We start from the raw sequence: 12,774 nt of genomic DNA, 5'->3' as shown, positions 1-12,774 counted from the left end.
ACTCTGAGATTGCGCGGGAATTTATCAAGAAAATAGGCATTTAGCAATACCCAACACGCAAAACAGTCAAAATATGCACTTAATTTGTTTTCAAAATGTTTCACTAGCAATATTTCAGCCCTTACGCTTACATAAACTGACATCTTGCTATCAATATTCAATACAAAAACTGACACAAAAAAATAATCCTCCGGCATAGCCGGAGGTTTTTCATATGCGCCTATAAGGCTTTCATGCTGGCAGCGCCCTAGCAGGCGCATAATGATCTGACATTTGCATAAAAATTGTTACTTACGGCCCGTAAACGGGCTACCTGGATACGGGATCGATAACTGCTCCCCCATCTTATCCTGTTCTAATTGGTGCTTTATGTAACTTTTGATCTTGCTAGTATTTTTTCCAACCGTATCTACATAATATCCACGGCACCAAAACTCTCGGTTTCTATATTTAAATTTCAAATTGCCAAACCGCTCATACAACATCAAACTACTTTTACCTTTCAAATACCCCATAAACGCTGAAACACTCATCTTAGGCGGTATTTCTAAAAGCATATGGATATGATCCACACAACATTCTGCTTCAATGATATTTACATTTTTCCATTCACATAGCTTTCGTAATATTTCACCTACAGCTCTCCTTTTTTCACCATAGAACACCTGTCTTCTATATTTTGGTGCAAAAACTATATGATATTTACAATTCCAGCGCGTGTGCGCTAAGCTCTTTTCGTCCCCCATTGGGACCCCCTTTCAATTTTAATTCAACTCTTGTAGTTGCCAGACCACAAGGTATTTTTATCAAATTGAAAGGGGTTTTATAACTGACTCATAGCTGTAAGCTTTACTGAACCCCCAGCCTAGCTGGGGGTTTTCTCTATACAACAAAAAAGCCTTAGCATTGCTGCTAAGGCTTTCTTATATTGGAGCGACACACGAGGTTCGAACTCGTGACCTCAACCTTGGCAAGGTTGCGCTCTACCAACTGAGCTAGTGTCGCATTTTTCTTTTACAGGACTCTTATGAATCCTAGTTACTTTAAAGTAGTAACTGACTTATAAATAGATGGTGCCCCGGGCCGGACTTGAACCGGCACAGCGCGAACGCCGAGGGATTTTAAATCCCTTGTGTCTACCAATTCCACCACCAGGGCACGCAAAACTTGTTGCGATGCCGATTACTGAAAAGTAAAACACCATCTGATATCGCTTACGCCATATCGTAAAATTTGGAGCGACACACGAGGTTCGAACTCGTGACCTCAACCTTGGCAAGGTTGCGCTCTACCAACTGAGCTAGTGTCGCATTATCTATTTCTAAATAATAGTTTTTGCTAAAGAATAATGGAGGCGCCTCCCGGAATCGAACCGAGGTCCACGGATTTGCAATCCGCTGCATAGCCACTCTGCCAAGGCGCCATATTCTTTTGTTGAAGCTAAGCTTCATTTTTACATCAAGAGAACGACTTGGCCATACTCTAAATAGATGGTGCCCCGGGCCGGACTTGAACCGGCACAGCGCGAACGCCGAGGGATTTTAAATCCCTTGTGTCTACCAATTCCACCACCAGGGCACGCAAAACTTGTTGCGATGCCGATTACTGAAAAGTAAAACACCATCTGATATCGCTTAACGCCATATCGTAAAATTTGGAGCGACACACGAGGTTCGAACTCGTGACCTCAACCTTGGCAAGGTTGCGCTCTACCAACTGAGCTAGTGTCGCATATTCTCGTTAAGAGAATGGAGGCGCCTCCCGGAATCGAACCGAGGTCCACGGATTTGCAATCCGCTGCATAGCCACTCTGCCAAGGCGCCGTCGTACTGCTTAAGAGTTAATTCCTCTTGGGTACGGGGTGGCATTTTACGGATTCGACCCTGTGAGTCAATAAAATTTTTCGAATTATGATTCGTTTGCTCGCTTTACAAACAAACCTTGGCAAGATGGTTAGATAAGTATCAAAAATTGATTAAAATCCACCTAAATTGCTTTATTTTTCTTCAGGCTATTTTTGAGTAACTCATTGTTTGTTTTGGTTTGATGTTCAAGGTTATGCAAAATAGGCACAACTAGACGCTGAAGGCATAAAAAAACCAGCTTTCGCTGGTTATTTTATTTTTAAATTATTCGTCTGCGTGAAGCAAATCGTCTTTGGCGGCATTCAAATATTGCACCATAGACCACAAGGTAAGCACGGTCGCAATAAACAAAGATAGGAAACCAATCCAAATCATCCAATCGTCATAACGCCAAATCAGCACCCATAAGGCAAACATTTGCGCAAAGGTTTTCACTTTACCAATCCACGACACGGCAACGCTAGCACGTTTGCCTATTTCCGCCATCCACTCTCTTAATGCTGAGATAATGATTTCTCGGGAAATCATTATGATGGCCGGAACCGTAATCCAAATCGTATTGTAATGCTCGGCAATCAATAATAGCGCGGTTGCCACCATCACTTTATCCGCAACAGGATCTAAAAATGCACCAAAACGCGATGTCTGCCCTAACTTACGCGCCAACACCCCATCGAGCCAGTCAGTAAACCCGGCAACCCAGAACACCATTGCTGCTGTAAAAGGTGCCCATGAAAATGGCAGATAGAACACAATGACAAACACTGGGATCAAGAATAGGCGAATCAAGGTAAGAATATTCGGGATAGTAAATCGCATTTTATTTACTCTGAAGGCACGTCAAATGGACATGCTTATTTGGCTATAGGTTTATCCCTAATGTTGCGGGATTTTAGTTAGTGTTGCAACGCTTGAACTATCTTTTCTGCTAAAGAATTACTGATACCTGGCACTTTGGCTATTTCTTCAGCGCTGGCCCTCTTCAGTTCTTGTAAACCGCCCATATATTTCAACAAAGCTTGTCTACGTTTTGGCCCGACTCCTTCTATGCCTTCCAGTGCACTAGTGCGACGCGTTTTACCTCGCTTCGCTCTGTGCCCTGCAATCGCATGATTATGGCTCTCATCGCGAATGTGCTGCATTAAATGCAGCGCTGGCGCGTCGCTAGCCATATTAAACTCTTCACCTTCAGCAGTAATCATAGTTTCAAGGCCCGGCTTACGCGTGACGCCTTTGGCGATACCAATTAAGCGTGGACGTTTCGGCCACTGATCCCAATATTTAGAAATGATCTCAATAGCGCGATTCAGTTGTCCCTTACCACCATCAATGAAAATGATATCGGGAATTTTATCTACATCTATCTGCTTGGAATAACGACGCTCAAGTACCTGCCCCATCGCCGCATAATCATCCCCACCGGTGATGCCTGTGATGTTGTAGCGACGATATTCTGGCTTAACTGGTCCTTCATGATTAAATACCACACAGGAGGCTATGGTGCTCTCACCCATGGTATGACTGATATCAAAACATTCCATGCGACGAATCGAATCCATATTCAGCACTTGCTGAAGCTCTTTGAACCTCTGCGAGATGGTCATCTTATGATTAATTTTAGTCGTAATTGCACTGAGTGCATTAGTATTTGCCAGTTTCAAATAGCGAGCACGATGCCCACTAGGATTGGTATGAAAACTGACGTGCCGACCTGCCATTTGTGTCAATGCTTCTTGGAAAGGCTTTTCATCCTCAAGCAAACCCGAGGCGAACACTAAGCGACTGGGTAAACCCCTGCCCTCAGATTGATTCAAATAGTATTGGCTAATAAAACTATAAAAAATCTCTTCGGTTTGGCTGTTGTTCGGAATTTTTGGAAAGAAGCTGCGACTGCCGAGAATCTTACCCTGACGAATCATCAAAATATGAATACAAGCTACACCAGATTCTTGAGCAAAGCCGAGCACGTCAATATCATCAAAGCTGTCTTCGGAGACAAACTGCTGTTCTTGAATGCGGCGAATGGCTTGAATTTGATCCCGAAACTGCGCCGCTTGCTCAAACTTGAGACCTCGACTGGCTTCGTCCATTTTGGCAATTAACAACTCGACCACTTGTTTGTCTTTGCCCTGCAAGAACAAGCGCACCCATTGCACTAAGTCTTGATACTCTTCATCGGAGATAATGCTCTTCACACAAGGCGCTGCACATCGTCCAATTTGATACATCAAACAAGGCCGCGTTCGATTGGCATAGATGGTGTCTTCACATTGGCGCATCGGTAAGATTTTTTGCAATAGATGCAACGTTTGGCGCACCGCTCCAGAATCTGGATACGGACCAAAATACTCGCCCTTACGCTTTTTTGAGCCGCGATGTAGGGACAAACGAGGATGCTTGTGATGACTGATGAAAATATACGGGTAGGATTTGTCGTCTCTGAGCAACACATTGTACTTAGGTAAGTACTGTTTGATGTAGTTATGCTCAAGGATTAAGGCTTCGGTTTCGGTATGAGTAACCGTCACGTCGATGTGGTCAATGTGACTGACCAAGGCACGTGTTTTTTCGTTATCGAGCTTTTTTCTGAAGTAGCTGCTAAGGCGCTTTTGAAGATCTTTCGCCTTGCCTACATAAATGACAACAGCCTCGGCGTTATACATTCGATAAACGCCGGGCTGATGTGTAACCGTTCTAAGAAATGCGGTTGAGTCGAACTGCGATGTCACCTACAGCGTCTCTGCATCCAACATTCCGTGACGAATGGCTAAGTGTGTCAGTTCTACATCGCCACTGATATCGAGCTTGTTGAACAGTCTATAACGGTAACTGTTCACCGTTTTAGGACTTAGGCTCAGTTGTTCAGAAATATCAGTCACTTTTTGCCCTTTAGTGATCATTAGCATGATTTGAAGTTCACGCTCGGAGAGATCTTTAAAAGGGTTATCAGAAGAACTTGAAACTTGGCTAAGCGCCATTTGTTGTGCGATTTCAGGTGAAATATAGCGTTGACCGCTGTTCACCATACGAATTGCATTCACCATTTCATCTGGCCCAGCACCTTTGGTCAGATAGCCAGACGCGCCAGCTTGCATCACCTTAGTTGGAAATGGGTTTTCAGTATGTACGGTCAACACAATGATTTTTATATCAGGGTTAAAACGCAATATTTTTTTGGTTGCCTCAAGGCCACCGATGCCCGGCATATTCATGTCCATAAGGATCACATCAACATGATTATTGCGGCACCATTTTATAGAATCTTCACCACTTTCAGCTTCCCCTGCTACATTCATACCACGGACGTCTTCGATAATACGTCTTATCCCTGTGCGTACAAGCTCATGATCATCTACAAGGAAAACATTTATCAAACTTGTATCTCCACACTCTAATTCTTGGCTGCATAGATCGTCATGAAGTCATCATAACACGCGACCGTTATTCTACGTTATTGGCGTAGTTTACGACATCCAAATATGCTTAGTATTTACGATATTACAATATTTTAGTGCAATTACTATGACACAGTCGTGCAATAATATGCTTATTCGATTAAATTTTATACCGCATTTCATATATGCAACCAGTTTAAATCAAGATTTTACAACTCAAATTGCTGCTCTTCTCTCCTTTTACGCTAAGCCCCAAGGTGACTATAAATTTACCTAAAATCATATTTAAATTCATATAAACAGCTCAGCAAGGGTTTGTTATGATGGCTACTTGTAAGAGTAGCAAAAAGGTTTGTATATTGCGTTCAGGATTTATCTTAACCCGTCAAAGTAAAGATCTCGGCACTTCGAGTATTATCGAACTGTGGATTTCTACGGATATAGGGCCTGTATTGGTTCAAATTCCTGATCAAAAATCGGTATATTTTATTGAAAGCACACAGCAAGCACAGGTAGAGCAATTAGCCAATCAGCTTAAAATTCCCTTACAAACCAAACCGCTACCTTTAAAAACCTTTCAGTTAAACCCCGTTAGCGCCTGTTATTTCCCAACCCGTAAATACGCAATGAATTTTGAGCGCGCACTGCTTGATAATGGCATTGCTATCTATGAGCCTGATATAAGATTGGTTGATCGCTATCTCATGGAGCGGTTTATTCAAGGGCAAATCGAAGTCAGTGGTCAGGAGACACCTGCAAACGGCTACTTAAAAATTTCCAATGCTCAATGTCGCGCCACCAAAAACTACATGCCGAATCTATCGGTGGTTTCTCTTGATATTGAGTGTTCTGCTAAAGGCGTGCTGTACTCCATTGGTTTAGATTCCATCATGGACAGCCGCGTGATCATGATAGGTGAACCTCAGCCAAGTGATGAGACGCCCATTCAGTGGGTGGAAAATGAAAACGCTCTGCTTCGTGCGCTCATTGATTGGTTTGTGCAGTTTGATCCTGACATTATTATCGGTTGGAATGTCATCGGCTTTGATATGCGTCTATTGGTGCAGCGAGCCGAACAACACAAGATCCGTCTTAATTTGGGGCGAGGCAAACAAAATTGCTACTACCGACAATCGAATCAAAGCCAGCAAGGTTTTATTACCATCCCCGGACGTGTGGTGGTTGATGGTATCGATGGCCTTAAATCGGCGACGTATTCGTTTGATTCTTGGTCGTTGGAGTCTGTTTCTCAAGAGTTATTACAGCAAGGCAAAGCCATCCATAACGTGCATGACCGCATGCAAGAGATCAATGACATGTTCCACCATGACAAGCTCTCTTTGGCAAAATACAACCTGCAAGATTGTGTACTGGTCAACAAGATCTTTCACAAAACCCACCTACTCGATTACCTAATTCAGCGCAGTAAACTAACGGGCTTGTCCCTTGATAGAGTCGGTGGCAGTGTGGCGGCTTTTTCTAATTTGTATCTGCCTCGTTTACACCGAGGTGGCTATGTTGCGCCAAATTTAATGCCTAATGATTGGATTGCCAGCCCCGGCGGCTTTGTCATGGACTCAAAACCGGGATTGTATGACTCGGTGTTAGTGCTGGATTTTAAAAGCCTGTATCCGGCCATCATTCGTAGTTTCCTCATTGATCCTATGGGACTCATTGAAGGTCTGCAGCTAGAGATTGGCAATCAAGCAGATCAAGCCGTGCCCGGTTTTCGAAAGGCGCAGTTTCACCGCAGTAAACATTATCTGCCCAACTTAATCGAAGAGTTGTGGCACGCCCGTGATCAAGCTAAAAAAGAGAAAGAAGTGGCGTTTTCACAAGCCATTAAAATCATCATGAATTCATTTTATGGGGTATTAGGCTCTTCCGGTTGTCGCTTCTTTGACACGCGCTTGGCTTCCTCAATTACGTTACGCGGTCACGAAATTATGAAGACCACCCGTAAGCTGATTGAAGAACAAGGCTATGAGGTCATCTACGGTGATACTGACTCTACCTTTGTCTCGTTAAAAGGCGAATGCAGTGCCCAGCAAGCCAATGAAGTGGGTCACGCCCTGACCGCGCACATTAACGCTTGGTGGAAGCAGCACCTTGCTGAGCAATACCAACTCACTTCCCTACTTGAGTTAGAATACGAAACTCACTTTAATCGCTTCTTTATGCCTACGATTAGAGGCTCAGAGACAGGTTCCAAGAAACGTTACGCAGGCTTGATCAAAACCCAAAATGATTCACGCATCGTTTTTAAAGGTTTAGAAAGTGCGCGTAGCGACTGGACAGAACTGGCGCAAAGTTTTCAAGCCCGCCTATATGAGCTTATTTTTGATGGGCAAGATCCCACTCAGTTCATTTTAGATACCGTTGCCCAAGTGGAATCTGGCGCGTTAGACGACAAGCTTGTCTACCGTAAACGTCTGCGCAGAAAGCTCAATGACTACCAAAAGAACATACCACCACAAGTACGCGCCGCACGTTTAGCTGATGAAATCAATCAACAGCTCGGACGTCCTTTGCAATATCAAAACCGGGGTCGAATTGCGTATGTGATGACCCGCAGTGGCCCAGAACCCATCGAATTTGTGCGCAGTGCTTATGATTACGAGCACTATATTGAAAAGCAAGTTAAGCCCATCGCCGATGCCATTTTACCTTTTGTTGGCCTCAAATTTGATGATATTAATGCGCCGCAGATTGGCCTGTTCTAATTGCAACAAATTGCGAGTACAATCGCCTCAACAATTTAAGAGACCGCTAAGGGAATCCAATGACTGAACTCTTATCCTTTGATGATACCATCGACGCTGCTTACGACATTTTTCTAGAAATGGCTCCTGACAACCTTGAAGCAGCAGACGTTGCTTTATTTACACTGCAATTTGAAGACCGTGGCGCAGCAGAGCTAGTAGAAACCGGAGACGACTGGGCATCACATGTCGGATTTGAGGTGGATAAAGAAACCTATGCTGAAATCAAAATCGGTCTGGTGAATGAAACGGACGATGTGCTAGATGACGTATTTGCACGTATGCTGGTCTCTCGCGATCCTGAGCACAAATTCTGTCATATTTTATGGAAGCGCGACTAAGATCACTTGTGTTTCTAAATGACATAAAAGCCCTATCATGTTGATATTATTCACGTATAGGGCTTTTTTGATTGTCAGTTGAGCCGAGATTATGCGCTAGCCAAATCTTGGTGGAACTTATTCACACACGACTTGCAAATACAGGCTTTGCCTTGTAAGCGCTCGGGGATCTGAGCTAACAACCCTTTTGGAAATGTTATCGCAGTGTCGGCGCACCAGCAGGTTTTCGATTTATCACCTTGGTTACCACAAGAGTTCCCTTTCCCGCATAGAGGGCAAATCAGAGCATCAACTTTTATACGTGATATTTGCATTATTACTACCTAATAAATTGCTACTACCTAATAACCAGACACTAACGAATACCTTAGTGTATAAGCGGAGGGCATAAGAACGAAGCATTATACGAATATTATCCGTCAAACGCTTTAAGAACTTCAATCCCCCTACCTTTCCCATAAGCTCCGCTTACAAAAAATATCACCTCAACAAATAGTTAACCAGATGCATATTAGGTACTATGTTCTATCGTTCATAAATTGTCTCTATTATTCATTGGAGTGTCGTTGTTAATGCCAAAACATGTTGCTTGTTTAACCTTACTTTGTGCCAGTGTGATTTCGTCTGCTGCTTTCGCCGAGCAAAAAAGAGACATCTACGACAATGAAAACAAAAATGCCGACGATCCTACCCGCATTGTTACCAAGTTGGGCGTTGCGGCTGATTACAATTTTGAATCTGAAAAAGCCGGTTATTCTATATCGGGCTCTCTGGGTTTAAGTGAAGCGCAAAAAATTAATGCGCGCTACCACCCCGATACTCAGGAGTGGAGCGTGGGCGGATCTTGGCTATTTGATATCGGTATCGTGAACTTTAACTTTGGTCACAGTGAATACAGTGACGGTTCGAACTTTAATAATTACAGTGTCGGCACCTTTTTACCTTTGTCGGTATTTGGAATTGAACCTGCGGGCTGGCAAATATTCCCCATGGCCGGATTTAACTACACCGATGGTGAACGACCGTTAAATGAACATGATGAGTTCTATGATCCCAACAACCCCTTTGTACTACACCCTAGCGACAGCACCGGTGGCTATGTCGGAGCGTTTTCCTTAAAGCCTATCAATGACAAATTTACTGCTATGGCTTTTGCCGGCGCATCTATCGGTTCGGATGATTATTTTGGTTATTGGATGGGGGCAGGAACTGGCTATAACTTCACTAAGAAAGACAGCATTAGCTTGCTGGCGCTCGTATCAGACAATGACTACGGCTCAGATAAGAAAGTGATACTCTCCTATAGTCATACCTTCTAAAACAGCGCCGGCAATACCTAAATTCTGCGGCGCCAGTTTACATCATCGTTTAAATCTAAATATAAGCGCGACCATAGAGAGCAATATGGCGTACATCAGCAATAACGGTATCGCGCTTATGCTAGAAAGCCCTGAAGCTAAAAACGAGACCAGTGCCGTACACAGCCAGCACGCTGAAAATACGAGTGCATTGGCAATCCCAGCTAAGTGGGTGAACGGGGCAAGCGCTTTCCCTAAACACAAAGGAAATAATACGCCCAAAGCTATCACAACTAAGGCGACGGGTATTACCAAAGCCAGTAAATTAAGCCCAAACACGGTTTGATAGAACAAACCACATGCCACAGAAACTAATGATAGAAGCATCGACAGACGAATCTTTTTCTCCGCAGGCACTTTAAAAAAGAATCTGTTCGCAATATTGCCCACCAGCCAACTTGCACCTAATAGTAGCGCGATATGCCCGTAAAATATGGGTGTATGGCCCAGTGTTGTTTGAATCAAAAATGGCGCTACGGTATTAAATGCAGGCAAAATACTGTACAAAATTCCGCAAATCAGCGCGACACGCCGAAAGGTCACGTTACCGACAATTTCACTAAAACTTCGAGTCACAAAGTGCGCGCTAAATCGCGTTTTGCGGTGTGTGTCAGTAAACATAAACAGCAACAACCCAGCGCCTATTGCAACCCACACCGTCAATGCGTAAAACACCATGCTCCAACCAAAGTGTGCATCGATATATCCACCGATAAACGGAGATAAAGTTAAGCCTAATGCGAACGAAATGGTGATCCAATTAACCGCGCGTAGATACTCTTCTCCATCAAATAAATCCTTGATTGCCGCCCTTCCACCTACAGCGATAAAGGATACGGCTAAGCCTTGCAATAAACGCAAACCAATTAAGATGTCGATATTTGGCGCAATAGCGGAAATAAAAAGCGCTAAGATCAAAACGAAGCAACCCATCAACATCGGCATTTTTCGGCCAAAAGCATCCACTACAAACCCTGCGATTATTTGCCCCACGCCAAAGCCCAATATCGCAGCTGAAAATGCCCACTGAGTCAGAGCTTCATTACTGGCAAGAGCGACTTGAATAGAGGGCAATGACGGCACAATAATGTCAACAACAATGCCACCTAATGACACCAACACGTACATCAATACCGCTAAATTGCGCTTTGAAGTCCCATCCATAGGGTGAAATCCTTTTTCATTTACTGCTTACGCATTTATTCTCTAGACTATAAGATTGATATTCAATCAGATAGCAATTTATTGCAATGTCTGTCAGCCATAACTTATATTTTGTATTGACCTGTCTATTACTTCATAGTTTAAGTTAAGCAAGGAATTTGTATGTACCGCATATCAGAATTAGCACGCAAAGTGGGTTTGTCACGCTCAGCGCTACTCTATTATGAAAAGCTGCAACTGATAAACGGAGTGCGTTTAGACAACGATTATCGCGTCTATACCGACAAAGACGTTCAGCGAGTGCTGCTTATACAAACTCTGCAGGCTGCGGGTTTAACGCTCAAAGAATGCAAAGCTTGCTTGGATGCCAAAATCGACCGTCCATTGCTGGTCAACCGCTTACAAGCATTGGATAACGAGATTGAACAAAAACAGCACTCTAGAAAAGTATTGGTTGCGCTTCTTGGTGAAGAGAATCACAAACAATGGCACGAAAACATAAGCCAAATAGCACCCGATGCGCATCTAGATTGGTTAATGAAACAAGGCTTTGACGAAAAAGAAGCCCTTAGATTGAAATGGCTATCAAAAGACATGAACGAACATCAAGATTATATGGCTGACTTTATGACAGTCTTTGAAACCCTCGACCGTTGGGGCCCTGGCAGTGAAACTGAAACGCTAAAAGCGCTGAATACCATCCCTAAAATCTGTACAAAAGTGCTTGAAATAGGCTCAGGTAAAGGGCTTGCCACAACGGTACTCGCCAATAACACTGACGCTATCATCACCACGGTAGATAACGAGCAATCTGCACTTGATCGCCTAAGTGAACGCTTTGAGCAAGATGGGCTAGCCTCTCGCATTGTACCTGTGTGTGCCAGCATGACCGAACTGCCCTTTTCTGAGCAAAGTTTCGACCTTATTTGGGCAGAAGGTAGCGCTTATATTATGGGCGTAAACAATGCCTTAAAGCAGTGGCGATCACTACTAGAAGAAGATGGCATCATCATGCTCAGTGATTTGGTTTGGCGCACTACAGATCCCACTATAGAGGTGCAAAACTTCTTCAAGGGAGAATACCCAGACATGCAATCTATCGAGACTAGATTGCAACAATTTAACGCCGCAGGCTATGAGATCATTGAGCATTTCCCATTAAGTGAAGCCGCATGGCAGAACTATTACTTGCCTCTGAAAGAGCGTGCTAATGAATTACTACCTCATATGCCAGATTCAAACGCAATTAACGATATTCTTGCTGAAATCGATATTTATAAGCACTATTTAGGCGAATTTGGCTATCAGATGTTTATTGCTAAGCGTCGCTAAGCACAAGGGTAAATGTTAGCTAGCTGACATTTACCCTAATTTATTTTGTGTTCATACTCATCGCATATTCAGCGCAGCCTGTATGCTCACAAAGCTGTTCATTATCGACCTCAAAACCTTGTGCAAGATAGAATCTGTAAGCGGCTTGATTCTCTTTATAGACATTTAGAGTCAACTGGGAGCACTGCTCTTTGGCGTGAGAAATTAATTGCTTGCCAAATCCTTGACCTTGATAATCAGGCGAAACAAAAATTGCGGCTAAGAGATTCTGATAGAGCGAATAGAAACCGACAATATTGCCCTCTTTTTCAAATACATAAGTTTTTGATGCTGGGATATAGATGTCGCGCATATTTGAGACTTGGGATTGCCAAAATTCTGCTGCAACAAAGTCATGGGCTTGTATTGATGCTTTAAGCCAAATATCGAGAACGGCTTCAATATCCTTTGCTTGGTACTCTCTGATCATGTTTGATTCAACCGATAGTAAATTGCTCAGTATGAGCGCTATTATGGTGCTATTAACGGCAAAATAATTGAATATTTACGACATATTT

The 12,774-nt window shown here is 43.3% G+C and carries 11 protein-coding genes and 7 tRNA genes; 4 read left to right on the top strand and 14 right to left on the bottom strand.

Annotated features, from left to right (window positions below):
- Positions 1-287 precede the first annotated feature (287 nt).
- The 11 genes from tnpA to uvrY form a co-directional block, all read right to left on the bottom strand.
- Positions 288-746, bottom strand: coding sequence for an IS200/IS605 family transposase (gene tnpA / locus OCU38_RS05675; protein ID WP_261824104.1), 459 nt, complete (start codon positions 744-746; stop codon positions 288-290).
- Between the two features lie 183 nt (positions 747-929).
- Positions 930-1,005 (bottom strand) — tRNA-Gly (locus OCU38_RS05670).
- A gap of 66 nt (positions 1,006-1,071) precedes the next feature.
- A tRNA-Leu gene (locus tag OCU38_RS05665) sits at positions 1,072-1,158 on the bottom strand.
- A gap of 76 nt (positions 1,159-1,234) precedes the next feature.
- Positions 1,235-1,310: transfer RNA gene (locus tag OCU38_RS05660), tRNA-Gly, on the bottom strand.
- 39 nt (positions 1,311-1,349) lie between these two features.
- Positions 1,350-1,423, bottom strand: a tRNA-Cys gene (locus OCU38_RS05655).
- A gap of 68 nt (positions 1,424-1,491) precedes the next feature.
- Positions 1,492-1,578: transfer RNA gene (locus tag OCU38_RS05650), tRNA-Leu, on the bottom strand.
- A gap of 77 nt (positions 1,579-1,655) precedes the next feature.
- Positions 1,656-1,731, bottom strand: a tRNA-Gly gene (locus OCU38_RS05645).
- A gap of 18 nt (positions 1,732-1,749) precedes the next feature.
- Positions 1,750-1,823, bottom strand: a tRNA-Cys gene (locus OCU38_RS05640).
- Between the two features lie 306 nt (positions 1,824-2,129).
- A complete protein-coding gene (pgsA, locus tag OCU38_RS05635) occupies positions 2,130-2,684 on the bottom strand; it encodes a CDP-diacylglycerol--glycerol-3-phosphate 3-phosphatidyltransferase (protein ID WP_023404931.1) in 555 nt (184 codons plus the stop codon).
- A 77-nt stretch (positions 2,685-2,761) separates the two neighbouring features.
- Positions 2,762-4,594 carry an excinuclease ABC subunit UvrC gene (uvrC, locus tag OCU38_RS05630; RefSeq protein WP_261824103.1) on the bottom strand — a complete coding sequence of 611 codons (1,833 nt, stop codon included), beginning with the start codon at positions 4,592-4,594 and terminating at the stop codon, positions 2,762-2,764.
- Entirely contained in the window at positions 4,595-5,239 is a 645-nt protein-coding gene (uvrY, locus tag OCU38_RS05625; RefSeq protein ID WP_023404933.1) for a UvrY/SirA/GacA family response regulator transcription factor, read from the bottom strand.
- A 344-nt stretch (positions 5,240-5,583) separates the two neighbouring features.
- On the opposite strand from uvrY, the gene OCU38_RS05620 reads away from it, so the two are divergent.
- On the top strand, positions 5,584-7,983 hold the full coding sequence (locus OCU38_RS05620; protein WP_261824102.1) for a DNA polymerase II: 2,400 nt from the start codon (positions 5,584-5,586) through the stop codon (positions 7,981-7,983).
- Positions 7,984-8,042: 59 nt separating this feature from the next.
- Positions 8,043-8,363, top strand: a complete 321-nt coding sequence (locus tag OCU38_RS05615; protein ID WP_021713152.1) for an HI1450 family dsDNA-mimic protein — start codon at positions 8,043-8,045, stop codon at positions 8,361-8,363.
- An 89-nt stretch (positions 8,364-8,452) separates the two neighbouring features.
- Here OCU38_RS05615 and OCU38_RS05610 read toward each other — a convergent pair whose 3' ends face one another.
- Positions 8,453-8,677, bottom strand: coding sequence for a cysteine-rich CWC family protein (locus OCU38_RS05610; protein ID WP_261824101.1), 225 nt, complete (start codon positions 8,675-8,677; stop codon positions 8,453-8,455).
- A gap of 258 nt (positions 8,678-8,935) precedes the next feature.
- Between OCU38_RS05610 and OCU38_RS05605 the strand changes: the two genes are divergently transcribed.
- Positions 8,936-9,682, top strand: a complete 747-nt coding sequence (locus OCU38_RS05605) for a hypothetical protein (protein ID WP_261824100.1) — start codon at positions 8,936-8,938, stop codon at positions 9,680-9,682.
- A gap of 42 nt (positions 9,683-9,724) precedes the next feature.
- Here OCU38_RS05605 and OCU38_RS05600 read toward each other — a convergent pair whose 3' ends face one another.
- Positions 9,725-10,885, bottom strand: coding sequence for an MFS transporter (locus OCU38_RS05600; protein WP_261824099.1), 1,161 nt, complete (start codon positions 10,883-10,885; stop codon positions 9,725-9,727).
- A gap of 162 nt (positions 10,886-11,047) precedes the next feature.
- On the opposite strand from OCU38_RS05600, the gene OCU38_RS05595 reads away from it, so the two are divergent.
- On the top strand, positions 11,048-12,217 hold the full coding sequence (locus OCU38_RS05595; RefSeq protein ID WP_261824098.1) for a MerR family transcriptional regulator: 1,170 nt from the start codon (positions 11,048-11,050) through the stop codon (positions 12,215-12,217).
- Between the two features lie 40 nt (positions 12,218-12,257).
- Here the strand turns inward: OCU38_RS05595 and OCU38_RS05590 are convergent, their stop codons facing one another.
- A complete protein-coding gene (locus OCU38_RS05590) occupies positions 12,258-12,686 on the bottom strand; it encodes an N-acetyltransferase (protein WP_261824097.1) in 429 nt (142 codons plus the stop codon).
- Positions 12,687-12,774: the final 88 nt, after the last annotated feature.

This window comes from Vibrio neonatus (assembly GCF_024346975.1).
GTDB lineage: Bacteria > Pseudomonadota > Gammaproteobacteria > Enterobacterales > Vibrionaceae > Vibrio > Vibrio neonatus.
Note: the sequence above shows the minus strand (reverse complement) of the source record. Positions and strands in the feature narration are given on the sequence as shown.